This is a genomic window from Burkholderia sp. Ed8 (assembly GCF_040761425.1).
Taxonomy (GTDB): domain Bacteria; phylum Pseudomonadota; class Gammaproteobacteria; order Burkholderiales; family Burkholderiaceae; genus Burkholderia; species Burkholderia seminalis.
The window spans coordinates 1,338,704-1,361,393 of record NZ_CP142886.1; the positions used below are offsets into that span (position 1 = coordinate 1,338,704).

At 64.4% G+C, this 22,690-nt stretch carries 23 protein-coding genes; 3 read left to right on the top strand and 20 right to left on the bottom strand.

What is annotated here, in order from left to right:
• Nucleotides 1-52: 52 nt before the first annotated feature.
• From VXM69_RS20085 to VXM69_RS20135, 11 genes are all read right to left on the bottom strand, one after another.
• Entirely contained in the window at nt 53-502 is a 450-nt protein-coding gene (locus VXM69_RS20085) for a phage virion morphogenesis protein (RefSeq protein WP_367190090.1), read from the bottom strand.
• On the bottom strand, nt 502-912 hold the full coding sequence (locus tag VXM69_RS20090; RefSeq protein ID WP_367190091.1) for a phage tail protein: 411 nt from the start codon (nt 910-912) through the stop codon (nt 502-504). Before VXM69_RS20090 ends, VXM69_RS20085 begins: the two co-directional genes overlap by 1 nt.
• Nucleotides 909-1,400, bottom strand: coding sequence for a hypothetical protein (locus tag VXM69_RS20095; protein ID WP_367190092.1), 492 nt, complete (start codon nt 1,398-1,400; stop codon nt 909-911). The genes VXM69_RS20090 and VXM69_RS20095 overlap by 4 nt, the downstream gene beginning before the upstream one ends.
• Nucleotides 1,397-2,197, bottom strand: coding sequence for an N-acetylmuramidase domain-containing protein (locus VXM69_RS20100; protein ID WP_367190093.1), 801 nt, complete (start codon nt 2,195-2,197; stop codon nt 1,397-1,399). Before VXM69_RS20100 ends, VXM69_RS20095 begins: the two co-directional genes overlap by 4 nt.
• Nucleotides 2,190-2,510 (bottom strand): phage holin family protein, encoded by a 321-nt coding sequence (locus VXM69_RS20105; protein WP_367190094.1) that lies wholly within the window; start codon nt 2,508-2,510, stop codon nt 2,190-2,192. Before VXM69_RS20105 ends, VXM69_RS20100 begins: the two co-directional genes overlap by 8 nt.
• Nucleotides 2,510-2,884, bottom strand: a complete 375-nt coding sequence (locus VXM69_RS20110) for a putative holin (protein ID WP_012327676.1) — start codon at nt 2,882-2,884, stop codon at nt 2,510-2,512. The genes VXM69_RS20105 and VXM69_RS20110 overlap by 1 nt, the downstream gene beginning before the upstream one ends.
• Nucleotides 2,885-2,886: 2 nt before the next feature.
• The gene (locus VXM69_RS20115; RefSeq protein ID WP_039201626.1) at nt 2,887-3,099 is read right to left on the bottom strand and encodes a tail protein X; all 213 of its coding nucleotides are present in this window, start codon (nt 3,097-3,099) and stop codon (nt 2,887-2,889) included.
• Nucleotides 3,099-3,581, bottom strand: coding sequence for a head completion/stabilization protein (locus tag VXM69_RS20120; protein WP_367190095.1), 483 nt, complete (start codon nt 3,579-3,581; stop codon nt 3,099-3,101). The genes VXM69_RS20115 and VXM69_RS20120 overlap by 1 nt, the downstream gene beginning before the upstream one ends.
• 104 nt (nt 3,582-3,685) lie before the next feature.
• A complete protein-coding gene (locus tag VXM69_RS20125; protein WP_367190096.1) occupies nt 3,686-4,372 on the bottom strand; it encodes a terminase endonuclease subunit in 687 nt (228 codons plus the stop codon).
• The gene (locus tag VXM69_RS20130; RefSeq protein WP_367190097.1) at nt 4,369-5,388 is read right to left on the bottom strand and encodes a phage major capsid protein, P2 family; all 1,020 of its coding nucleotides are present in this window, start codon (nt 5,386-5,388) and stop codon (nt 4,369-4,371) included. Before VXM69_RS20130 ends, VXM69_RS20125 begins: the two co-directional genes overlap by 4 nt.
• Before the next feature lie 36 nt (nt 5,389-5,424).
• A complete protein-coding gene (locus VXM69_RS20135) occupies nt 5,425-6,249 on the bottom strand; it encodes a GPO family capsid scaffolding protein (protein WP_367190098.1) in 825 nt (274 codons plus the stop codon).
• Between the two features lie 145 nt (nt 6,250-6,394).
• On the opposite strand from VXM69_RS20135, the gene VXM69_RS20140 reads away from it, so the two are divergent.
• Nucleotides 6,395-8,155 carry a terminase ATPase subunit family protein gene (locus VXM69_RS20140; RefSeq protein WP_367190099.1) on the top strand — a complete coding sequence of 587 codons (1,761 nt, stop codon included), beginning with the start codon at nt 6,395-6,397 and terminating at the stop codon, nt 8,153-8,155.
• Entirely contained in the window at nt 8,145-9,191 is a 1,047-nt protein-coding gene (locus tag VXM69_RS20145; RefSeq protein WP_367190100.1) for a phage portal protein, read from the top strand. The genes VXM69_RS20140 and VXM69_RS20145 overlap by 11 nt, the downstream gene beginning before the upstream one ends.
• Before the next feature lie 380 nt (nt 9,192-9,571).
• Here VXM69_RS20145 and VXM69_RS20150 read toward each other — a convergent pair whose 3' ends face one another.
• From VXM69_RS20150 to VXM69_RS20175, 6 genes are all read right to left on the bottom strand, one after another.
• Nucleotides 9,572-9,865, bottom strand: coding sequence for a hypothetical protein (locus tag VXM69_RS20150; RefSeq protein ID WP_367190101.1), 294 nt, complete (start codon nt 9,863-9,865; stop codon nt 9,572-9,574).
• Between the two features lie 517 nt (nt 9,866-10,382).
• A complete protein-coding gene (locus tag VXM69_RS20155) occupies nt 10,383-11,468 on the bottom strand; it encodes a hypothetical protein (RefSeq protein ID WP_367190102.1) in 1,086 nt (361 codons plus the stop codon).
• Complete coding sequence (locus VXM69_RS20160) at nt 11,461-13,506, bottom strand: class I SAM-dependent DNA methyltransferase (RefSeq protein ID WP_367190103.1); 2,046 nt, start codon at nt 13,504-13,506, stop codon at nt 11,461-11,463. The genes VXM69_RS20155 and VXM69_RS20160 overlap by 8 nt, the downstream gene beginning before the upstream one ends.
• A gap of 117 nt (nt 13,507-13,623) precedes the next feature.
• Nucleotides 13,624-14,742, bottom strand: a complete 1,119-nt coding sequence (locus VXM69_RS20165) for a DUF3396 domain-containing protein (RefSeq protein WP_367190104.1) — start codon at nt 14,740-14,742, stop codon at nt 13,624-13,626.
• 9 nt (nt 14,743-14,751) lie between these two features.
• A complete protein-coding gene (locus VXM69_RS20170; protein ID WP_367190105.1) occupies nt 14,752-15,480 on the bottom strand; it encodes a VRR-NUC domain-containing protein in 729 nt (242 codons plus the stop codon).
• Nucleotides 15,477-16,004, bottom strand: coding sequence for a PAAR domain-containing protein (locus VXM69_RS20175; protein WP_077188944.1), 528 nt, complete (start codon nt 16,002-16,004; stop codon nt 15,477-15,479). Before VXM69_RS20175 ends, VXM69_RS20170 begins: the two co-directional genes overlap by 4 nt.
• A 401-nt stretch (nt 16,005-16,405) precedes the next feature.
• Here VXM69_RS20175 and VXM69_RS20180 point away from each other — a divergent pair, with 401 nt between their 5' ends.
• Nucleotides 16,406-17,935: a TIGR04222 domain-containing membrane protein gene (locus tag VXM69_RS20180; RefSeq protein WP_367190106.1), complete on the top strand. Its 1,530-nt coding sequence runs from the start codon at nt 16,406-16,408 to the stop codon at nt 17,933-17,935.
• Nucleotides 17,936-17,978: 43 nt separating this feature from the next.
• On the opposite strand, the gene VXM69_RS20185 is transcribed toward VXM69_RS20180, so the two are convergent.
• The 3 genes from VXM69_RS20185 to VXM69_RS20195 are packed head-to-tail and all read right to left on the bottom strand — an operon-like array spanning nt 17,979 to nt 22,688.
• Entirely contained in the window at nt 17,979-20,774 is a 2,796-nt protein-coding gene (locus tag VXM69_RS20185; protein ID WP_367190107.1) for a glycosyltransferase, read from the bottom strand.
• Between the two features lie 44 nt (nt 20,775-20,818).
• Nucleotides 20,819-21,979 (bottom strand): dTDP-4-amino-4,6-dideoxygalactose transaminase, encoded by a 1,161-nt coding sequence (gene rffA, locus VXM69_RS20190; RefSeq protein WP_034188106.1) that lies wholly within the window; start codon nt 21,977-21,979, stop codon nt 20,819-20,821.
• A 58-nt stretch (nt 21,980-22,037) separates the two neighbouring features.
• Entirely contained in the window at nt 22,038-22,688 is a 651-nt protein-coding gene (locus VXM69_RS20195) for a trans-aconitate 2-methyltransferase (protein WP_049032513.1), read from the bottom strand.
• Nucleotides 22,689-22,690: the final 2 nt, after the last annotated feature.

Here is a 22,690-nt window from a genome sequence, read left to right on the forward strand (position 1 = left end):
AAAATACCACACCTATTAGGTCGAGGCATGGCATGCGGTTTTTCCAATGTTTCTATCTCGCCAAGTGATCGAGGATGAGGGCGGAAATGGCGGCAACGTCGGCGTCAGCCAAGCCGAGCAGCTCGCGTGCAGGATACTGGACGACCGGCCCGGTGCGCTCGACGCGATCGCGTAGGCCCTCCTGATGGACGCGCGCGATGCGTTCGACCTGGCGTGTGAAATGCAGCACCGATGCGTCGGCGGTCGACGCGGTTTTGAGGAAGCGCGCGGTGCGCAGCTTCGCGAACATCGCGCGCCGGATGCGACCTTTCTTGCGCCGGGCCTGTGGCTTGCGTGGCGCGTACCGGCTGCCGTCCGGGTTGCGGGCTTCGGCGATGCGCCGTGAATGGCGTCGGCGCAGCTCGGCGGCCAGCCCTTTCGCCAGAACCGCGCGCTGCGCGGCCGTGAGTTGGCCGAGCAGGCCGGACGCCCAATCCTCGGCGCGGGACAGTCGATCGACCATCAGGTCCCCGCGATCGGCGGCTCGCCGAAGTGGCGAATCTCGTAGCCGTCCGTCCGCTCCACCACGCCGACACGCTCGGTCAGCTTCAGCAGGATCTCGACGTCTGATTTGCCGTTGTCGAGCAGCTCGGCCTGGAACTTGAACCCGTCGCGGCACAGGTCGCGGTTGAGCAGCAGCTCGGACTGGTGGACCTTCAGCCAGGCGATGATCGGCACCATGAGGTGATCCGCGTCGCCGGCGTAATCCGTTACGACGATGTCGAGCGTGTACGCATATTCGAACGACAGCGACTTCGCAGCGGTGACGGCGATCGACCCGTGTTCGATGAAGACGTGCAGCCGATCGGGATCGCGCGCGAACTCGGGCAGGGCGGCAGTGAGCGCAGCGCGCAGGCTGTCGGGCTTCTTCATGGCGCCGGTTCCCCCGTGTCGCGTACTCGGGCCTGCAGCGCGATCAGTTGCTCTGCGTTTTCGTGACAGGTGGTGTAGTTGCCGGCGACGGTTGCGGCGACTGCAGAGAGTGCAATGCCCGAGGGGGCCGCATCAGCGCTTCCGGGATCGCCCACCGGCACGTTGGCGGCGGCGCCGTCGTGCACGCGCAGAAACCCAACAGGAACAACGCAGGCGCGATCCGCTTCGCGATCCACATAGACGGGAACCTCCTTGATGATGGTGTCGCCCTTCTCGCGGACGACCTGGACACGGTCGACGTACTGCGTGACGACCTTCACGTCGCGGCGTGCCGCGTCGCGCTCGGCGGTCCGATCGCGCACTTCGCGCGCGAGACCGTCGACGCGCTGGCCGGCGTCGACCAGGCGCGCATGCTGGATCGCGATGACGACGGTAGCTACGGCGAGCGCGATCGCGCCGACAACGAAGACACGGGCGCCGGTCGTCACGCGGCCGCCCGGCTGTAGCGATCGAAGGCCCGTTCGAGCTTCACGTCGTACAGGTTCTCTGCGTAAGCCTTGCCGTTGTACAGCTCGGCGAACTTTGCCCACTTCTTACCGCGCAACGCGGCGAGCATTACCTTGTCGGCCAGGACGAAGCGGACGAATGCCTCGAGCTGCTCGGCCTCGCTGACCTTCATCGCGTCGACGAATGCGAACACGTCCGGATAGCCGAGCGCCTTCCAGTGGAAGCCCATGATTTGAAACGCGCCCCAGCTCGTCGCTTCGAGCGCGCATGCGGCCGAAATTTGCGACGCGCTCGCCAAACGCGCATATTCTGCCGCGTCGCCGGCGTAGCCGCCGCGCTTCGGGTTGACCAGGGCCGGATATTTCGCCGCCAGCGCGTCCGCGTCCAGGCCGGCCGCCGCGAGCTGGCGATACATGATGTGCCGCTCGTACAGGATCACGGGCCGGCCGTCAGGCAGGAACCCGGCGCCTTTCGATTCCACCTCATTGACGGCACGCACGGCCGCGATATCGACCTGCAGCCGATCAGCCGCGTGCTGCAGGTCGGCGTCGGTGAGATGGCGCGGATCGCGCCGGCCGGCCGAGAGCGTCGACCAGGTCTTCGGGCCGGCGATGCCGTCTGCGACCAGACCGTGCGTGGCCTGGAACGCCATCACGGCGTTACGGGTTGCGCTGCCGTAAATCGCGTCGGGGTCGAGGCGCGCGCCGGCTGCGATGAGCTGGCGCTGCAGGTAGCTGACGTCGGCGCCGCGGTCGCCGAGGCGCAGGGTCTTATACATGGCGCCCCCATACCTTAAATTGCAGCACGCGCGCGATCACGGAGTCGCGCGGGTTGCCACGGTGGAACAGCTCGACGACGTTGCCGCGAACCCCGTACACGGCGAGGCACAGGACGCCGACCAGCACTGTGTCGGCAAGATTCGCCGGCGGCAGCATGCCGAACGCGGCGCGGATCGGAGCGGCGCCGGCGGCGACCGCGATCGTGTACGCCAGGCATGCCGCGAGCGGCCGGTGGGCGCTCGTGCCACGGCGGAAGGTCACGAGGCGCAGCGCGAGCGCCGCGCACAGCAGCACGTAGAAGGTCGTGAGCATCACTTTTCCCTCCCCTTGAACACGTTCAGCAGCCGATCGGGCGCGTCGGCCTGGGCGATCAGCCACAGCAGCAGTTTCACGACGAGGGCGGATGCGATCAGCGCACCGATGCCGGCGTGCACCTCAACGCGGGCCGGCAGCACCGCGTCGAGCGCGGCGGCGAACAGCTCGGCCGTGAGGCACCCGGCGACGAACGAGATCACGAAGAACGCGATGCGCTTCGGAATCGACGGATCGGCGGCCGTCATCACAAACAGCAGCGAGCCGGCGAACGCGCCCATGACGACGTTGGCGTCGACGCCGGGAAACAGCGACAGCGTGGCGACGCCGAGCGCCGCGACCGTCGCGGACGACGTGGAAATAGGTTCAGCCATTCTCAGTCCCATAACTGGAGCCGCTCGGCGCCGGAATGCGCCGCTTGCGGTACTTCGTCGGGCAGCTCGACGAGCAGCCCGTGAGGCAGGATCGGGCCGTACTGCGCCAGGTCCCGGTTGAGGTCGAGCACCGCTTCGACGACGCCGCGCGTGCGGCCGAGGACGCGCCAGCACAGCGCGTCGATGGTTTCGCCCTGGAGCGCCCGCACTTCCATCAGATCAGCTCCACCGTCACGCGAGGGCGGCCGATGATGTCGCTGATCGCCCAGCGGGCATCACGGCGTAGCTCGTCGCCCTGGGGCTCCAGCTCGTCTGCTCGGCGCGCGCCATCGCCCGTCGTGTCGTAGTCGCGGTACCGCTCGATGAGCGTCGCCTTCGCCAGGCAGTAAACCGCGCGGCGATAGTGCTGCAGCCGTACGCTTTCGCCGTCGAGCTGGTCGGCGGGCACGTCGGCCAGGCACGTGATGCCGGCATCGCGCCACGCCGCGCGTGCGCTGCGCAGCTCGTCGTTGACCTCGGCGATCGCGGCGAGCAGCTCGTGCCGTAGACGGGCATCGGTGATCGACCCGTCGAGGCGCATCGTGTCGCGCGCGTGCTCGAGCGACACATCCGGATAGAACGGGTCGTTCTTGATCGGCTTGGCGGGTTCCGCATCCGCCGGCGCACGCGGCAGCGGCGGGGTCGAGACAAAGGACATGGTCGGGTTCGTCACGTTGAGAGGGTGAGGCGGTGGACGGGGCTTTCGCGCGGACAGTGCCGGCTACGGCCCCGTGCCGCCTGGTGCGCGGGGTACGCTCGGTGTCAGCCACCGGGGCCGGACTGGCCCCCGTTGGCGGAATTCTTCAGCTCGCGCTCGAGCCGCTCGATGTCCTTCTTCACGCCCACGTTCGCGAAGAGCTGCAGCGCGCGGCGTAGATGGTCGAGGGCGTGCGCGGGATCGGAAGCGGAGAGGCCGTAGCCGATAGCCTTGTGCAGCTTTGCGCGAACTTCGTCGGGCATGTCGGCCGCTGCCGTGAGCTGTTCGATCTCGACGAGCGGTTCGACCTGGATCGCATCGCCGGCGCGATGGGCGCGCAGCGCGGCCTCGGCGAACTCCTCGACGAGCAGACACGGAGTGCTGCGCTTGTACTGGTCGGGCAGCGGCAGAGCGTGCCGCAGCGCGTACGCGCCGATCTCGAGCGCACCCTGGTAGTCGCCGACGTCGACGCGCCAGACCATGATCGTCATCAGCACGTCGTCCTGCGCGCCAGCAGCGCCGTCGAGCACACCCGCGACCCACGCGTCGTATGCGGGCAGAAACTGACGCTTCAGATCGGCCTTGCGCTCGAGCGACTCGACAGCCTTCAGCGCGCGGCGGTGTTCGTCGAGCTGCGCGAGCATCAGCGTATATGCCGAGTCGTCGCGCAGCCCGCCGACACTCGCCGGCGTACCGCGCGCGGCCGTGGCCGCGACGGTGCGCTGGAAGTGTTGGCGGAACGGGTTCGTCATGCGCCACCCTGCGGAGCGGCCGGGGCAGCGTCGGCGAACTGGATGCCCTCGACCACGCAGCCGGCGCCGTACTGCTCGATCACGTACGCATCGTTCGAGCTTTCATAGTTCTCGATGCGATCGCGCTCGGGCACTTCCTTCAGCGAGCGCCGGCGCGCGCTCGTTTGCCAGTAGATCGACAGGTTGTCCAGGCGAGTGACCATCAGCGCATGCGGCGGGAAGTACGGCACGCTGACGGCCGGCAGGTTGCCGACGCGCTTCTGCGATACGACGATGTCGGTTGCAAGAGTTTCGGTCGACGGCTGCGCCTGGTTGACGAGCGGGAAATACTTGTCCTGGAGCAGCTCGCGGCCGCAGATCACGACGAGGTTCGGGTCTTCGGCGTACCACGGGTCGAGGAACTCGTTGCGCGCGAGCGAAACGACAGCGTCGAGATTCTTGAATTCTTCGCCCTTGCCGATCTTCACGCCCGAGAACACGCGTTGCTTCGCGTTGTTGCGGTACTGCTGCAGCCAACCGATGTTCACGTCCTGCAGCAGCGGATTCGTGGCGAGATCGGTATCGTCCGCAACCTTCACGCCGTTCCAGCCGATCATGATGCGATCGAGTGCCTGACGCACGATGATGGAATCGCGCAGACGCGCCTGGAAGTCCGGGAACTTCGCCCACGCGTCGAGCTGCTGATAGCGGATGTGCGTGTCGTAGTTCGTCTTCTCACAACGGTATTTCTGGTTGTCGAGTGCCGAAACGTCGCGCGTTTCACGCGCTCGCTTGGTCGTATCGGTGCGGCTCGCGATCGGGCCGGATACGCCGAGGCCGATCTTTTCGCCCTCCATTTCTTCGACGCCGTGGATGTTGATCCGGCCGAGGAATGCGCTCGATTCTTGGATCTTGGTTTCGAGCGTTTGCTGCACGCTCGGCACGACCGAAAACTTCTTCGTGGCATCGCTGATGCCGTTCAGTTCCTGGATGCGAGCCAGATACCGGTTGTACTGCTCGCGGGTAGTGTTCCGCATGGGTTCTCCGTCTAGGGGAAATGGGATGAGGGCGGGTTAGCAGTCGGTCTGCGCCCCGTTGTCGCTGCCCGTCGACGTCGGCCGCTGTTGCGGGCTACTGTCGGTGCGCGAAAGCTTCTGGACCAGCTCGCTGTGGCGCTTGTCGCTGTCCTGCTGCGCGCGCTTCAGCTCGTCGACGTTCGTGTTGAACTTCTCGAGTTGCTCGAGCACCTGGCTCTGGTTTTCCGCGAGCGCGACGATCGATTGCGAGAGGTCGGAAAAGCGCTGGTCGTCGGTTGCTTCCTTGCGGTTCAGCAGGCCGCGCACCTTCGAGAACAGCGACTTGCCGGCATCGCCGGTACGCGGCGGTGCGTCCTCGTCTTCGATCTCGATGTCGGCTTCGATGGCGGCGCTGAAAAGGTTTTCCGGGCGCTGCTTCCGTGCGTCGTACGCTTTGTGCTTCGCACTGAACTGCAACATTTCCGTGCCGAGGCTTGCCGGGTTGTCGGTGACGGCGAGGCCGACCAGGTACGCCTCTCCCGTGCCGGCAAAATCGGGATCGACTTCCATCGACGTGTAGACCTTCTGCCGCTGCTCGTTGGTCAGCGCGACCAGGTCTTTGGTCGGCGACAGTTGCGCGAGCAGGCGCACCTTTCCGTCCTGCTCTTCTGCCTTGAGCGCGATCACGTCGCCATACGCGCGGAACGTGCTGTCCGGGGTGTAGCCTCGAATGTGTTCCATGTTGATGCGTGCGCCGTACGTTTTCGGGTCGTAGCTGCTCGCCATCTGTTCGAGCATCCCGCGATCGATCGTGCGGCCGTCCGTCGTCGCGCCTTCGGTCGCGATCCGGAAAAACTTCGTCTTCTTTGCGTCCTGTGCCATGTGCGAATCCGCTGAGAGGGGTGCTGTGTTCAGGGATTCCAGTTTCGGCAGTTCGAACTGGAGTCGCAACGCATGTTGGTTGTGCGCGCAACCGATACAACCGTACGCAGTAGGGCCTACGCGCGCGCGTCGGTAGCCTTGCTGCATGACTGCACTTCCCATTGATTCATCCGACGTTGATCCACGCCGACGCGCACGCGACCTGTACTGGCAGGGGTATCGCATCGCGCGTATCGCCGAGCTGCTCGGCGTGAAGCCGGCCACGCTCTATAGCTGGAAAAAGCGCGATAGATGGGACCAGACGGAGCCGGTCGATCGCGTCAACATGACGATCGAGGCGCAGCTGATAAAGCTCGTCACGAAGGAGGCGAAGGAAGGGCGCGACTTCAAGGAGATCGACCTGCTGACGCGTCAGCTCGACCGATTGCGCGCGCGACCGGCGAACGATCCAAAGGTGAGCGAATCCGGGGGCAGTGGCGGCACGCGCCGATCGCGCAGCTCGGACGACCGCAACGCGTTCAGCGAAGAGCAGATCGAGAAGTTGAACGATGCGTTCCTCGAATCGATCTTCGATTATCAGCGCACCTGGTATCGGGCAGGCTTCAAAGAGCGGATTCGCAACATCCTGAAGAGCCGGCAGATCGGGGCAACTTGGTACTTCGCGCGCGAAGCGCTGCTCGACGCGCTGAACACGGGGCGCAACCAGATCTTCCTGTCGGCCAGTAAGGCGCAGGCGCACGTGTTCCGCCAGTACATCGTCCAGTTCGCGAAGGACGCGGTCGGCGTCGAGCTGAAGGGCGATCCGATGGTGTTGCCGAACGGAGCGACGCTGTACTTCCTCGGCACGAACGCGCGCACCGCGCAGAGCTATCACGGCAACCTCTATTTCGACGAGTACTTCTGGGTTCCGCGCTTCCAGGACCTGCGCAAGGTTGCGTCCGGCATGGCGATTCATTCGCAGTGGCGCCAGACGTATTTCTCGACGCCGTCGAGCCTCGCGCATGACGCGTACCCGTTCTGGTCCGGTGCGCTGTTCAACCGCGGTCGCCCGAAGGATCAGCGTGTTTCGATCGATATCTCGAACGCGGCGCTCGCGGCCGGGCGCACGTGTGCGGACGGCCAGTATCGGCAGATCGTGACCGTCGAGGACGCCGTGCGCGGCGGCTGCAACCTGTTCGACCTCGAACGCCTGAGGCTCGAATACAGCGCGGACGAATACGCGAACCTGCTGCTGTGCCAGTTCATTGACGATTCGTTGTCGGTCTTTCCTCTCGCGACGTTGCAGACGTGCATGGTCGACACGTGGGAGGTGTGGGACGACTTCAAGCCGCTGTACATGCGCCCGTTCGGCGACGAAGAGGTGTGGATCGGTTACGACCCGTCGCACACGGGCGACAGTGCGGGCTGCGTGGTCTTGGCGCCGCCGAAGTATCCCGGCGGCAAGTTCCGCGTGCTCGAGCGGTTCCAGTGGCACGGCCTCGACTTCGAAGCGCAGGCGGCGCAGATCGAAGCGCTGACCCTGCGCTACCGAGTGACCTACATCGGCATCGATACGACGGGGATCGGCCAGGGCGTCTATCAGCTCGTTGCGAAGTTTTTCCCGGCCGCGACGCCGTTCCACTACTCAGTCGAGATCAAGACCGCGCTCGTGATGAAGGCGCAGAACGTGATCCGCAAAGGCCGGCTCGAGTTCGACACGGGCTGGAAGGATCTCGCCGCCGCGTTCATGGCGATCAAGAAGACGATCACGCCCAGCGGGCTGCAGGTCACGTACAAGGCGAGCCGATCGGAAGAGGCGAGCCACGGCGACTTGGCCTGGGCGTGCATGCACGCGCTCGCGAACGAGCCGCTCGAGGGCGCGACGGGCACCAATACCGGATTCATGGAGATTTTTGATGGCAGGTAAGTATCGACGCGGCGCCGGGCGCCGCACGCATGGCCGTGCCGAGCAGGCCGCTGAGTCCACGCCGGCGCCGCGTGCGGAGGTGTTTTCGTTTGGCGATCCGATCGAAGTGATGGATCGGCGCGAGCTGCTCGAGTACGTTGAGTGCATGCGGATGGGGAACTGGTACGAGCCGCCGCTGCCCCTGGACGGCCTAGCGCGTTCGTTTCGGGCCGCGCCACACCACAGCTCGGCCATCTACGTGAAGCGCAACATCCTCGTGCAGTCGTACATCGAGCATCCGCTGCTGTCGCGTGCCGACTTCAGCCGGTACGTGCTCGAGTACCTGGTCTTCGCGAACAGCTACCTCGAGCTGCGCACGAACCAGCTCGGCGCGCCGATGGCGCTGAAGTCGTCGCTCGCGAAGTACACACGGGTCGGTGTCGAGCCGGGTCAATATTGGTTCGTGACGAATGTGCGCGAGCCGTATGCGTTCCCGAAGGGCGCGGTCTATCACCTGTACGAGCCGGACCTGAACCAGGAGATCTACGGGCTACCCGAATACCTGTCGGCGTTGAACTCGACCTGGCTGAACGAAAGCGCGACGCTGTTCCGCCGGCGCTACTACAAGAACGGCAGCCACGCCGGCTTCATCATGTACATGACCGATGCGGCCGAGCGTCAGGAGGACGTCGACAATCTGCGTACGGCGCTGAAGAACGCGAAGGGGCCGGGCAACTTCCGGAACCTGTTCATGTACGCGCCTAAAGGGAAGAAGGACGGCATCCAGCTCCTGCCGATCGGTGAGGTCGCGGCGAAGGACGAGTTCTGGAACATCAAAAAGGTGACTGTCGAGGATCAGCTCGCGGCGCACCGCGTGCCGCCGCAACTGATGGGGATCATCCCGTCGAACGCGGGCGGCTTCGGTGATGTGGAGAAGGCGGCCGGGGTATTCAATGGCCTCGAGATCGAGCCGCTGAAGGCGCGGCTCCGGGAGCTGAACGACTGGATCGGGACCGAGGTCGTGCGGTTCAGAGATTTCGAGATGCCGAAGGGCTGACGCCCGAGCGCACGCCAGGCAAAGCAAAGCCGCCGGGCACTTCGGTGCCGGCGGCTTTTTTTGCGTCTGTCGATCGTGCGAGGTCGGGGCGGATTAGGGCGCCTCAGAGCGGCTGCCGCCTGGATGCACCCCAAGGGTCTGGCGAGCCCGCCGCAGGGCCGTGGCGGGCCGCGTGACGCGTCGGAGGCGCCGATCCAAGGGCCGGACCCTGCCCCTGGGATGACGATCAAGACCCGGCGCGCGCAGTTGTGACCCCGCCCCACCTGCCCGCAAAAACGAACGGTTTTTATGCACTCGTGCGCCCGGCGCTCGGGGCCGCCTGGTGCGGGCGAAACGGGGGTAGGTGGGCCGATTCTTCTATGCACTTTTATGCGCCTTGGTTATGCAGTCTCGCCTTTATCTTGGTCTAACGAGGATGCCGCCGTGGACAGAGACGTAAGGCGGACGAGCGCCTCGAGGCGTTGCGCGTCCGACATATAGCTTTCGTCAACCTCCGCAACGCCAGCTTCGACCATGAGGCATCGCCACAGATCGAACGCGCCGATGGCCGCTCCAAGGTGTATGTCGGCAGCATGACTGCCGCGCGGCCGCGACGCGGTTTCGTTGAGGTGATACTGGATTTCGCGTTCGGCGCACGCGGTGATTTGCACGTAGCTAAGGGGCTTTTCCATCATGAAGCATTCCTGGTCGGCAGAACGATCCAACTTGACAACCTACCCTGATGTTACGCCAACCCCTTGTTGCGGCTGTGAGAAATGGTAATGCGCGGATTCTTGAGCTTCGCAGGGTGTGCTGCGGGTACGACGCGGTCCCTCCCCGCCTGCGGGCTCCGCTTGATAGGGTGGTTTTGATGCACCGGGCTACAAAACCCGGTGGCCCTTGTATTGTGGGGTTCCGGACGCTTTCGAGCGCGAGTAAATCGTGCATTTTGATGCGCGACGATGCGAACTAGTGCGCTGATACGTGCAGTTGGGATCGCGCCCCAGTTGCACGCAGAAATGGCTGGCTTTCGCGCTCACATGCGCCGCCGCGCCTTGCGGGCTACCCTGATCGGCGCGCGGCGAGGCACACGGGATACTGATATGAGAGGTGCAGCACGGGCCTGTACCGGCTGCGGCGGTCCTCTCCCCGCCTGCGGCGGTCGCTTGGCAGGCTAATTCCGGTACACCTCGCTGCTTGACCCTCATCCTGTCAGATCGACATCCGGGCTTTCAATACGTCTTCCAGCGCTGTTAAGGAAGCCGCGCGTGCCTCCTCGAGCTCTCGGAATGACGATGCAAGCGCACGTTGGCGTTTAAGACAAAATTCCCCTGTTCGTTTGTCGACTGGCAGAGAAACCGTAACGTCAGCCTTCATGTTATCGAGATTGGCTCGATAGACTCGATCGAATCCGTACCTGCCGCGGGTCGCCCGGAGGAATGCGTAAATATAAACGGGATCGATCCTGTCATCGAGAATTTGCAGCCGTCCACAATGGTCGGTTGTTGCGAACTGCACGCCGGAAGGTATTAAATTCCAGTCGAAGATTCCATCAATGCCCCAAAGTAGAGATGGCTTCTCAAAATCAACAAGGTTGGACGTTGCAATAAATCCAAACGGCGTACGTGCATTTGCGCTATAGACAGGTATTCCGCTTTGTGCGTGCTCGGAACGGAGAACTCTAGTGCCAATAGAGAGAGAAAAAAATTCGTCGCTTCCCAAGCTAACCGTTACAGAGGGGTCGCCGATATCTAGTGCGAAGGCCGCGCGAAGTAAGGAATCTTGTGCTCGCCTAACGTCGGCTTGAGCCCGTTCAATTCGCCGAAGTCTTTCACCCATCGCGGTCATTTGCGCGTAGTCGAGTTGCCCGCGGCCATTCACGGGTAGCCGGATCATCACATCCTCAGCAGTTCGCGGATATATCTTCGTATATTCATTGAGCCGGCCATCTACCCGACGACCAACTGCAGTCGCAACCAACTGAGGCTCCATGGCAAAACGAAGATACGTGAGATCGGGAATCTCAACGCCATCGCGAGGTACGAATACACCACGATCTCGATTGGCGGAAAAGCGGCCCCGAATCTCTTGCACCCTCCCGCCATATCCGTTCATAACCCAAGTCAGGTAATGCCCTTCATATTCGAATTCATCGACATACCCAAACGGTTTGGTAAGGGATGCCGAGTAGACCGGATGGCAACCCGGATGGGAGTCAATAAAATCCTTAATGAATTTCGGTCGACCATTTACAGCGCCGAAGAGGTCTCCGATAGAAATTTCAATGTATTCAGCCACTCAACTCTCCGAACAAGCGGTCAAGCGCATCTTTTGCATCACCAACCAGTTGCCTGAAACTGTCCGCGTCTACTTCGAAAACGTCCTCAACGACACCGAGAGCGACCTTTTCTTCGTGCGACCAATTGCGGTCTACTAGCCAATTCCGAAATTCGTCGAATTCGGTCCATTGCATGATTCTGCATCGTGGGTCGGCAGTCTTATACTTTTTCGGAGACGAGCGGAAGTACCTAAATTCCTGCTCCATTGTTGTGAGATCATTTTCTTCAATTGCGACGCGGCGAGCATCGCGCGATTCACCTATCTCTGACACAAGATAAGTAAAAACTGGTTCAGTTTGATCGTCGTCCTTTGTTTTTCTGCGAAGTGCAAGAATGTATGTTTTCTTCGGTGTCGAATAAAACGTCCGACTCGGCAGGGCAATCACTGCGAGCACGTTACATTTCGCCTTGATGTACTGCAACATCGAACTTTGATTGAGCAACCCGTCGGGCACAATTACGAATGCCTCGCCACCTGGCTTGAGATGGCTGAGAATCCATTGTATTGCCAACGACTCCGTCCCACGCCCCCCAGCGGAATAGTGCTGATCGAGGCCGGCGGCGTCGATCGCATTCTTAATGCTTGCAGAACCACTCGTTACATATGGCGGATTCGTCAGAATCAAGTCGTACATCTCGTCGGGGGATACGCGCTCGTACGTTCCCAGGTTCGACCGAATAAGATGGAAAACTGAATTAAAGGCGTTGGTTGCGAATTCCTTAAGATACGGTTCCGAGTGATACTCGGATAGTAGGTCCGAAAGATAGACGAGCATATTTGCTTTGGCGAGAATAATTGTGCGCTCGTCGTCTTTCTCGTCCGTACCTTTGTCGTACCCTCGAATTTCTACCTTGGGGCGTATCTTCCCCGAAACAGGGCGAAATTGCTCGAGTAGATTTTCATTTTCGGCGATGGCCTCCAAAATGAATCCGCCTACACCACAAAATGGATCGCATAGGCTGTCACCCGCGCGAAGTTTTCCCGCATTGGACATTCGTACAATCGGCTGGACTACATTCCGCGGCGTGAAGTATTGCCCCAGCGATCGTATGCCTGCCTGTTGGCGCAGGAATGATTCATATAGGCGGGTCTTAAACTGGCGGTCGATGTATTTGAGTGAGCCGTTCTCGTCATCATAATCTTGAAATGCTCGGATGACTTCGCCAAATAGGCCCGCTTGAGCTAAATTTGGTTGGCCGGCTTCGTTGACGAAAATTGTACCGTTGATAACGGTTGTTAAATCTTCGCCTTTTGGAAAGAGTGTGCGAATTCGATCTCGCGTCACTTTCCCATAATGGTTAAGTGCTTCGCGATCGCCCTCATCGGCTAATAGTTCAATGATGCGGCGGAAGGAATAATTGCCGGTAAGTACGCCAATGTCGCTGAGAAATTTGAAAACCAGAATTTCAACGACGTTATAAAGGCATTTCTCGGGTTCCTTTCCGGTGTTTATCCAAATCTTCTGCCACACCGATTTTGCCAAACCACTTGGGTCGATGACTCGCAATTCATGAAAACGATCGTTGTCATCGGTCAGACTGTATTCAGCCTTCTCAATCAGGGTGACAAGAGCGCTCTCTTCTTCAGAACTAAGTGCCTGGCTATCGATCTTCCCAAGATCAACATGAAACCGAACTGGTTTTCCGTCTTCGTCCAGGACAGGACGCTCTGTCAGTGCGTTGTACCAGAGGGTCTTCTGACCGTCGGTGACGATCAGGAGCTTGCATACAGCACGCGCGATTGGGCTGTAGTCGGCGACCACGCCGCGAACTTTCCGTTCGGTGAGTTCCTTGGGCTGCTTAACCTCAATAACAGCCTTGATGCCGCCTAAGGGGAGGAAGACGATGCCGTCTGGCTTACGCCGCTCCTCGTCGATCGTAAGCTTCGTCCGAATAAATTTGCTGCGCCTAAGTTGGGCGAGCGTCGTGCTGCCGAGCGACAAGTAACCAAACCTGCCAAGCCGACGCGCTTGTCGGGATACGAGATCTTCACTCACTTCTCAGTGCTTCCTGTCGATATCAGTTGCGCGATTCTCCCACACTAGCGGGAAGCGCCACAAGTCGCTCGGGGACAAGAAGAGTGTTCAGTACGAGCAGCGTTCCCGCTTACGTTGTTATGCGTTTGCCTCGCGGAGTTTCGGCGTTTTGTGCAGCTCGATCCAGTAATTGTTGAGCTGGTCATCCGACACATTGAAGCGGCGTAGCCATCCTTCGGTCGCGACGACCGTATTGAGCAGCGGCGCAGTGCTATCGAGCGTCCCGTCCTGCAGGGTATCGACCGAATCCGCAATGATCGGCTTCAGCGCGCGATTCAGAATGACGTACGCGGCCGGCGGCGAGACAGGAGTTCCCGGTCCGTTGGACACGCCGGACTCCGGCGCGACGCCGGCCTTGATCAGTAGTCCGCCGTCACCGAATGGCTGGCGGGAGAACCAGTCGGGCGGAAGCATGAGCGACGATGCGCCGCCAGCCGCGCGAACGAGATCCCCATCGAGTGCGTTCAGCCAGTCGACGGTCTTGATCTTCGTGTAGAGCTTGCGGACAGTCGATCGCATCGGATCGCCGACGTCGATGCCAGGCCCGAAACGGCGCGCGTAGAAATACTCGCTGGCTTCGTTCGGCCGCCGCCCCATCGGTGGCACGTTCACGGCCAGGCCGCCGTGCCCGTGGACGGTAGGTAGATCCTTGGCGAACGCATTGAACAGCGTTTCGAATACGCCCGGCCGCTGGACGAGAAACGCGCGCGGCACCGTGAAGGCCAGGCCGTCGAGACCGCGCTTGCGCGCTGCTTTCCCTTCGCTCAGCGCGAACACGGTAAATTCGTAGAACCCGGTGGCGAGCTTGTGCTCGGCGCTCGTCATCGCGACCGCGAGCGTTTCGTCGGCGGGCACGCGCGCCGCGATGCTCTCGAATCCCGGCGCCTTGTCGTACTGGGCTGGCTCTTCGCCCTCGGCGTACAGCCAGCGCAGCGGCCCGGATTTCGATGGCTGCTCGCCGGCTGCCACCTCGAGCGCGTGGTGATATTCCTCGATCGCCGCGTTGTATTGCGTGAAGCAGCGCACCAGGGCTTGGCGGACGGCGGGTGTGAAGCCGTCGCGGAAGTAGAGCACGCCCCGCACAACCAAGGCGGCACCAGTGATGCCCTTCTGGTGCGCGGGCTCGTACAGGCCGAAGGGCATCGTGTCCGCTCGGCGCGGATCCTTGGCCCAGGCAGCGATTTCGTCGTTTGTCATGGCGTCAGCTTACAAAGCAGGGAGCGGCTGGAGTTGCGGCGGCGGGAGCGGCGGGGCTCCGGGCGCGCTGGGGCTGGTCCCGTACAGTTCGTCCAGGTCAGATTGTGAGGCGGTTTGCCTCGAGCGCGAAGTCTTCTTCTGCCCGTCATCGTCGCCGCATCCGCAGTCAGCCGCGCCGAGGTGGACGAACTTGGACGGGCCGCCGGCGATCTCGATATAGTCGTCTTCCTGGTCGGGGCCATACGTGTCCCCGGGGAACTTCATCTCGACGACGGTCTTGATGTTCGACTGTACGGGCGGCTGTGCCGGGTCGTTCACGATGACGACGTCGGGGCGGCGCACGTCGCCCTTCTCGTACTTCTTGCCCTTGCTCGGCCACCTGTCCTTGATCCACTGCCGAATCCCGATATTGGGCTCGAGAGGGTCGTCATAGTCCATGATCGGCTCAGGCGGATCCGTTGTCATATCGTACGGCTGTTCCGGGCGATATTCGGTCGGAACGCCCGTCTGCATCTTCGACACTTCGTTCGGTAGCCCGAGTCGCATCTCAACGCACCGCTGCCGCTGGATGGTCCCGGTTTTCGTCGCGACGCCGATGCGCCGGCACTCGCAGAACGTGTGACACAGAACCTTGCGGTCTTTCGGTGAGAGCTTCGCCGCGCTTATCCCAACCTGCGTTGTTTGACCGCCCGGGCTCATGCCCCCAGGTGACGAACCCGGGGAATAGCCGCCGCTCATTCACTGCTCCCGGGCTGCTGGAACGACAGCGACGACGCCTGGTGGCTGCTGAGCCAATCAGTGTGGCCGCTCGCGTCGGTCGTGCCTTGGACCGTCTTGCCGTCCGCCGACGTCACCGTGTACGGGTGGTTCGCGATCGGTTCGCGCGTCCTGTCGTCGACGAGCTGAAAGCGTCCGCGATACGCGCCATCGTCTTGCGCGACGTTCTGTGCCAGAACGCTTCTACCCGCGCCGATCGAGCCGCCCGCGCCGGACGTCGGTTCTACCGTCGCCTGGCCTTGCGATGCGATCAGCGTTGCGCCGCAAGCCGTCTTGTCCCCATCGGTCGCCACGGCCCGCCCACCGAACGTCATGCTGCGCACCCGGACGCCAATGATCGGATAGACACCGCCGCACTTCGGGCACGACACCATGTCACCTTCGAGCGCCAACGGCTTCCCGAATACGATGTTGGTCGACGTACACGCAAGCACGCGGCCTCCGTGGCTGGTGGTGTCGCCTTCGCGGATGAATGCTGAACTCATGCCCTGTCCTCACAGGAAATCTGCGGGGGAAATGTAGCACGCAAGGGAAGGTGGAAACCCTGTAGGAATTACCGGGCGCCTATATGTGCGCGGGATCCGTTTCGAAGAGAACCGTGCAGCTAAATTGCAGCTTGAATGGCCTGGATTGGCCTTGGATGACCTTGTGCAGCCTTGGTTTTGCAGTTTGCGAGTTGCGTAAGGCTTTGATTTAAAAGGATGTGTTGCGCGCCGGTAAAGCTCCGAAGGCAGGGGTTGCTGGTTCGATCCCAGCCGCCGCCGCTGTCGCTACCTGACGGCTCCGGGCGGCTGTGCCGCGCCGCCTCACCGCCGTGCGAGAATCTCCCGCAACGACAACTCAAGCGTCGATCGCGGCGGCCGTCCGCGCATCACGCCGACTCCCGATGGCAGCCCTTCCGTCTACCCCGACCGCGGTCGATGCGCGCGCGCTGACCGATGCGCAACAGGCGCTGCTCGCGCGTCTGCACGCCTATTCCCCCGACGATCCATGCGCGCCGCTGCCGTACAGCCGGCGCCTCGCCGAAGCCGAAGGCTGGTCGCATGCCCACGCGCTGGCCGTGATCGACGAATACAAGCGCTTCGCGTTTCTCGCGCAGGCGGCCGGGCATCCGGTCACACCGTCGGTCGCGGTCGATGCCGCATGGCATTTCCACCTGCAGTACACGCTCGAATACTGGGACGTCTTCTGCGCCGGCGTGCTGCGCGCGCGGCTGCATCACATGCCCGGTACGGGCGCGCCGGACGAGGGCGCCGTGTATGCGCGGCGCTATCGCGACACGCTCGACAGCTATCGCCGGATGTTCGGCCACGAGCCGCCGGAGTCGATCTGGCCGCGCCCGGTCGATCGGCCGGCCGAAGCGGCGGCGCCGCAGGCAGACGAGCCGGCCGCCGCGGCGCCGCGCCGCGCGTTGGGCATCCGGTTGCCGAAACTCGCGTGGCCGGCGGCCGCCGCAAGCGTCGCCGCGACCTGCGCATCGGCGCAGGACTTCAACGTGCTGGATTACACGGGGCCGCGGTTTCTCGCGTTCTACATTCCGGTCTGCATCGCCGCGCTGCTGCTGATCGGGCTCCTGCAACAGATCGAATACCGATGCCGGCGCAGGCGTGCATTCCCATCGGACCTGACCGCCGAGGAGGCCGCGTACCTCGCCGGCGACGCGTCGCGGGTCGTGCAGGTCGCGACGCTTTCGCTCGTCCACGCGGGCGCGATCGATCTGACGATGGCCGGACGGCTGGGTGGGCGCGTGCGGCTCATCGACGCGACTCGGGCGGGTGCGTACGCGGACGCATGCGAATGGCTGGCCGGGCAGCCTGACGGGGAGGCCAGCTTCAGCGCATTCCGCCAGTTGCTGGCACGTCACGCTGCCGAGCACGCGAAATCGTTGCGCGCGCGTGGCTGCTTCTGGGCGCCGGGCGACCTGCGGACGGCGCGCATGGCCGCACGCGCGATTGCGCTGCTGGTGCTCGGCACGGGCGCGGCGAAACTGGCGGTCGGGCTGAGCCGGGGGCGGCCGGTCCTGTTGCTCGTCATTGGCATGGCGGCATTCGCGATTGCGTACCGCATCGTCGTGGGGCGGCTGACCGGATTCGGGCGGTCTGGCCTGACGGTGGGCGGGCAGGCGTCGCTCGTCGCGCGGCGGACCGTGCGCAGCGACGATCACGACGGGCCGGACGCATTGCTGTGGACCGCCGCGCTGTTCGGCGCGGGCGCGCTGGCCGGCACCGCATGGGCTGCGCATTCGATGGTGCTGATGGAGCCGCCGCCGTTGGCGCCGGCCGCCGCACGGGCGGGCGGATCGACCGGTTCCTCCTACGGTTCGAGCGACTCGTCGTCGAGCTGCAGTTCGTCGAGTTCGTGCAACTCCAGCTCCTGCAGTTCGAGCAGTTGCGGCGGATGCTCGTCGAGCAACTGAGCGCGCCCGGTCACGAAGGCACGATGGGGACCGGGCGCCTTCGTCAATCGATCGCCGCATCCGCGGCGGTCGTCTCCTGAATATCGTCTCCGGCTTCGGTGTCCGCGGCGTCGATGATCGTGAACCAGTCGAACGCCGGCATCGCGGCGAGCTGGTCGGCCGTGGCCGCATACTCGTGCGGCGTGGCCCGCAGGTAACGCAGCCGGTCCGTCCACTCGGGCAGCGGGTCGGGCGACGTCGTCAGCACCACGTTCAGCAGATCCTGTTCGGCGCGTGCCGCGACGATCCGCAGCGCGGCCTGCACAAGCTCGACGTCGCCGGCGGCGTCGAGGATCAGCACGCCCGGAATCGGCGCTTCGCGCGGCGGCAACTGCACGGCCGTGCCCTGACGTTCGACGCACAACCGGTAAAGTTCGCGATGCAGCGGCAGTTGCGCCTGCAGCGCGTCGCGCTTGCGCACGCGTGCCTGCGCGGTGCGGGCCAGCCGCCGGCGCAGTGCGGGTTGCGTGACCAGGCGGTCGATCGCGTCGTCCCACGCGTGCGGGTCGTCGCCGGCAAGCAGTACGTCGTCGCCGTCGTTCAGGCCGATGCGAAGCGCCGGCAGGTCGCTCGCCACCACGGCGATGCCGGCGGCCGCGAATTCCTGCCGCCGGATGGCGCTGGCCGCGTTGTCATCGGCATCGGCGAGCGGCATCAACGCGATGTCCCAGTCCAGCACGCGCAACTGCTGCGCATACGCGCGATACGCATCGGGCGCGGGCAGGAAGGAGGCTGCCGGATGGTCCGCCCAGCCGGTGGGCGCGTGCGTGCCGAAGAACTGCACGGCGACGCGGCCGGCGTGGCGCGCGCAGACCGCGCGCAGCGCGGCGTCCACGCGTGCGAAGTTGGCCGGCCGCAGCGCGTCGCCCGCGACGCCGATGGTCACGCGATCCGCCGCACGGGCCGGCACCGGCCGCAGGAACAGGTCGAGATCGACGCCGTCGGGCAGCACGAACACGCGCGGGTTCCACGGCCGGTAGCGGTGCGCGAGATCCGGCGTCGGGACGACGACAGCGCAGGCGTTGCCGAGCGTATACGCGATGCCCGTCCACGCCGGATCGTCCGGCGCCGCCGGCGGCGGGCAGTCGGTTGCATAAATCACCGGCTTGTCGAATTTGAAGATCGCGCGCAGGCCGTCGAGCGACAGCCGGCCCGGCGTGTGGCGATCGAGCAGCACGGCGTCCGCCGTGGCGATCGCGGTGCCGTCGGCCATGCCCCAGACGAATTCCCAGTCGTTGCCGAGCCGCGCGAACGGCAGCGCGACGCGGCGCTGCACGGACGCACCGTCGACCGGATCGAGCGCATAGGCGACGAGGCGCTTCTTCTGCCAGGCACGCGGCACGTGCGTGGCGCCCGGCGCGGGTGCCGATGCGCGAACGGGCCGCCGGCCCTGTTCGGCGAGCCACGCGTAAAGCGTGCCGTGGCGGGTGCGATCGGCATCGCTGGGGAGCACGTGTACCGCCGCATTGACGTGACGGTACGTGCGCGCGATCGCGTCCGACGGCACGACCAGCGCATCGGCACGCCGGAGCGCGTCGTGCATCGCGGCCAGCCGGCGCGCGCTGCCGGCGACTTCCGGGCCATCGAGCGTGAGCGCGTCGAGCGGCCGGTCGAGATCGCAGACGACCGGCTTGCCGAGCGCGAACATCTGCTCGAGCGCGGGGCCCGACAGCAGGCTTGCGACCGCGCCGTGCAGGACGACGATGTCCGCCCGCTGGAGCGCGTCGAGGTCGATGCCGTTGCTGCCGACGGGAAAGTCCACCGCCCATTCGCGATCGAGCTGGCCGAACGGGGTGCCGAACCGCGCCGCGACCTGCGGGTGCGTGACCGGTTCGGCGCAGACGACGGCCATGCGCCGCACTGCGCGCGCCGCTGCCGCCCGCGCGCCTGCCGGGCCACGCGAATCGGGCCGCGCATCGAGCGCGCTGGCATGGGCCTGGGTCTTGTCGACGAAGTGCCGCAATTGCCGCCAGAACGTTGCCTCTTCTTCCCGGTAGACGTCGCGCGCTTCATGCACGGTCGCTTTCGCGTGCGCGATTTCGCGCGGATCGAGTCCCCATGCGATGCCCTTGCCGCCCATCACCCAGCGCTCCGCGTCCGGCATCGACGCGTCGTTGAGGATGCACACGACCGGGCAGCCGCACAGCAGCGCTTCGAAGGCGATGGTGGACCACTCGTACAGATACACGCATTCGACCCGGCGCAACAGTTCGGCGAGCTCGTGCGCGGAGCGCTCGGGCACGCGGCCGGAGATCTCGATGGATTCGGCCGTCGCCGGATGCAGGCTGCCGCCGCGGCGAAGGTGGCGGTTCAGGAAGACGGCCGTGCCGCTGCGGGTCGCGTCGTCGACGCCGTCGCAGTGGAAGATGCGCGTATCGACGAGCGGGATTCTCAGCAGGTCGGCCTGCCATCCGTCGGGCACGATCGTCGGCCCGAACGCGAACACGAGATCGGTCGGCGCCAGGTCGAGCGGATTGCCGTTGATGCGGCCGGGTTCCGCGAGCAGATAGCGCGCGACACAGCGTGAACCGAACGGATTGCCCTCGACGATCTCGGGATACACGGCCACCGGGCTGCGGCCCGCTTCGAAGTGGGCCTGCGCGATCTCCTGCGTCAGCAACGGCGTGCGCAGCGCGGGATGCACTTCCGTGGTCTTGAGGTAGGCCTCGCAGCCGAGCAGGTTCAGCGCATGGCACAGGTAGTGCATCGCGCGCACGCCGCCCGACGTCTGCTTGTAGCCGGGCGCGGTGAGGTAGTACGGATGGTCGAGCGGCGCGAAGATGCGGGGCGAGTCGTTCATGGGACGAATGGCGAAAGGCGCGATGAAGGGCGACGGGCGGCCGGTTACGCGCCGGCCCGGTAGAAATCGGATACCACGTCGATGACGCGATCCTGTTCCGCCTCGCTCATCGCGTGGTACAGCGGCAGGCGCACGAGCCGGTCGGCGACGTCGTCGGTAACCTGCATGCCGGAGCCGCACCGGCCGTAGCGCAGGCCCGCCGGCGAACTGTGCAGCGGCACGTAATGGAACACGGCGAATACGCCCGCGTCGCGGATCCGTTCGAGCAGCGCCGTGCGTTCGGCGAGGTTGCGCGTGAGGAGATAGAACAGGTGGCCGTTGCCCTGCTCGCTCAGCGGCGTGGCGGGCAGCGTGATGTGCCCGGCTTCGTGCAGCGGCCGCAGCGCGTCTTCGTAGCGTTTCACGGTCGCGCGCCGCTGCGCGGTGATCACGTCCGCGTGTTCGAACTGCGCGTACAGGAACGCGGCGATCAGCTCGCCCGGCAGGTACGACGAACCGACGTCGACCCACGTGTACTTGTCCACGTGGCCGCGGAAGAACTGGCTGCGGTTGGTGCCCTTCTCGCGGACGATTTCCGCACGCTCGACGAGGCGTTCGTCGTTGACGAGCAGCGCGCCGCCTTCGCCGGCGATCACGTTCTTGGTCTCGTGGAAGCTGAGGCACGCGAGGTGGCCGATGCTGCCGAGCGGCCTGCCCTTCCAGGTCGACTGGATCGCCTGCGCGGCGTCCTCGACGACCCACAGCCGGTAATCGGCCGCGAGGTGCGAGATCGTGTCCATGTCGCACGCCACGCCCGCGTAGTGAACCGGGACGATCGCGCGCGTGCGCTCGGTGATCGCGGCCGCGACCAGCTTCTCGTCGAGGTTCAGCGTGTCGGGCCGGATGTCGACGAAGACGGGCGTCGCGCCGCGCAACGCGAATGCATTGGCGGTCGACACGAACGTGTAGGACGGCATGATCACCTCGTCGCCCGGGCCGACGTCGGTGAGGATCGCGGCCATCTCCAGCGCGGCCGTGCACGAATGCGTGAGCAGCGCGCGATGACAGCCGATGCGCGCTTCGAGCCACTGGTGACACAGCTTCGTGAAGGCCTGGTCGCCGGCGAGCCCGCCCTGTTCCACCGCTTTCGCGATGTAGTAGAGCTCCTTGCCGACGATGAACGGCCGGCCGAACGGAATGCGGTCGAGATTGGGAGGAGCGAACATGACGGGACTCCGCGGGAGCATATGAGGGGCGACGGGCGGCAGCTTGCGCGGGGCGCGTTCAGCCGTCCTTCCTGACGAGCAGCGTGAATTCGTACAGCCCGTAGTCGTGCAGCAGCGCGACGTGCCGCGAGTAGCGGCGCTTGCAGCGATCGAACAGCGCGCACGGATCGGCGTAGTAGAGCCGTTCGGGGCGCATGAACGGCGGATCGGAATACGACGTCAGGCAGTTGAACGAGAAGCCGAGTCGGCTCGTCGCATGCAGCATGTCGAGCGTCGTGTGGATGTAGTCGAGCCACGTCGCGTCGTCGTGGCCGCGATGGACGTTGAAGATCCCCGACGCGATGCCGTAGTCGGCACTCGCCAGCGGCGTATCGCCGACGTGAAACGACACGTCGGCGCGGTCGCGATAACGCTGCCGTGCCGCGTCGACCATCTCGGGCGACACGTCGTTGCCCGCGTAGGCATGACGGCGTCCCGCCGCATGCTCGTCGAGGAAATCCACCAGCGCGCCATAACCGCAGCCGATGTCGTTGACCGAAAAGGCGTCGGCATCGGGCGCGACGATTTTCGTCAGCTGTGCGAAGCGCAGCCGCTGGCCGTCCTCGCCGTTCCAGTCCACGCCGCGCGCGGTCTGTCCGTGCTCGGCGAGGCGCGCGCCGTAATAGGCGGCGACGTCCGCCAGCAGGCTCGAGTGTCGGGAATCGTGCATCG

What these genes read in the sequence shown, in the direction of transcription:
- VXM69_RS20085 (WP_367190090.1), bottom strand. Translation starts at nt 502, where the DNA reads ATGGTCGATCGACTGTCCCGCGCCGAGGATTGGGCGTCCGGCCTGCTC.
- VXM69_RS20090 (WP_367190091.1), bottom strand. Translation starts at nt 912, where the DNA reads ATGAAGAAGCCCGACAGCCTGCGCGCTGCGCTCACTGCCGCCCTGCCC.
- VXM69_RS20100 (WP_367190093.1), bottom strand. Translation starts at nt 2,197, where the DNA reads ATGTATAAGACCCTGCGCCTCGGCGACCGCGGCGCCGACGTCAGCTAC.
- VXM69_RS20105 (WP_367190094.1), bottom strand. Translation starts at nt 2,510, where the DNA reads ATGCTCACGACCTTCTACGTGCTGCTGTGCGCGGCGCTCGCGCTGCGC.
- VXM69_RS20110 (WP_012327676.1), bottom strand. Translation starts at nt 2,884, where the DNA reads ATGGCTGAACCTATTTCCACGTCGTCCGCGACGGTCGCGGCGCTCGGC.
- VXM69_RS20115 (WP_039201626.1), bottom strand. Translation starts at nt 3,099, where the DNA reads ATGGAAGTGCGGGCGCTCCAGGGCGAAACCATCGACGCGCTGTGCTGG.
- VXM69_RS20120 (WP_367190095.1), bottom strand. Translation starts at nt 3,581, where the DNA reads ATGTCCTTTGTCTCGACCCCGCCGCTGCCGCGTGCGCCGGCGGATGCG.
- VXM69_RS20125 (WP_367190096.1), bottom strand. Translation starts at nt 4,372, where the DNA reads ATGACGAACCCGTTCCGCCAACACTTCCAGCGCACCGTCGCGGCCACG.
- VXM69_RS20130 (WP_367190097.1), bottom strand. Translation starts at nt 5,388, where the DNA reads ATGCGGAACACTACCCGCGAGCAGTACAACCGGTATCTGGCTCGCATC.
- VXM69_RS20135 (WP_367190098.1), bottom strand. Translation starts at nt 6,249, where the DNA reads ATGGCACAGGACGCAAAGAAGACGAAGTTTTTCCGGATCGCGACCGAA.
- VXM69_RS20140 (WP_367190099.1), top strand. Translation starts at nt 6,395, where the DNA reads ATGACTGCACTTCCCATTGATTCATCCGACGTTGATCCACGCCGACGC.
- VXM69_RS20145 (WP_367190100.1), top strand. Translation starts at nt 8,145, where the DNA reads ATGGCAGGTAAGTATCGACGCGGCGCCGGGCGCCGCACGCATGGCCGT.
- VXM69_RS20150 (WP_367190101.1), bottom strand. Translation starts at nt 9,865, where the DNA reads ATGATGGAAAAGCCCCTTAGCTACGTGCAAATCACCGCGTGCGCCGAA.
- VXM69_RS20165 (WP_367190104.1), bottom strand. Translation starts at nt 14,742, where the DNA reads ATGACAAACGACGAAATCGCTGCCTGGGCCAAGGATCCGCGCCGAGCG.
- VXM69_RS20170 (WP_367190105.1), bottom strand. Translation starts at nt 15,480, where the DNA reads ATGAGCGGCGGCTATTCCCCGGGTTCGTCACCTGGGGGCATGAGCCCG.
- VXM69_RS20175 (WP_077188944.1), bottom strand. Translation starts at nt 16,004, where the DNA reads ATGAGTTCAGCATTCATCCGCGAAGGCGACACCACCAGCCACGGAGGC.
- VXM69_RS20180 (WP_367190106.1), top strand. Translation starts at nt 16,406, where the DNA reads ATGGCAGCCCTTCCGTCTACCCCGACCGCGGTCGATGCGCGCGCGCTG.
- VXM69_RS20185 (WP_367190107.1), bottom strand. Translation starts at nt 20,774, where the DNA reads ATGAACGACTCGCCCCGCATCTTCGCGCCGCTCGACCATCCGTACTAC.
- rffA (WP_034188106.1), bottom strand. Translation starts at nt 21,979, where the DNA reads ATGTTCGCTCCTCCCAATCTCGACCGCATTCCGTTCGGCCGGCCGTTC.
- VXM69_RS20195 (WP_049032513.1), bottom strand. Translation starts at nt 22,688, where the DNA reads ATGCACGATTCCCGACACTCGAGCCTGCTGGCGGACGTCGCCGCCTAT.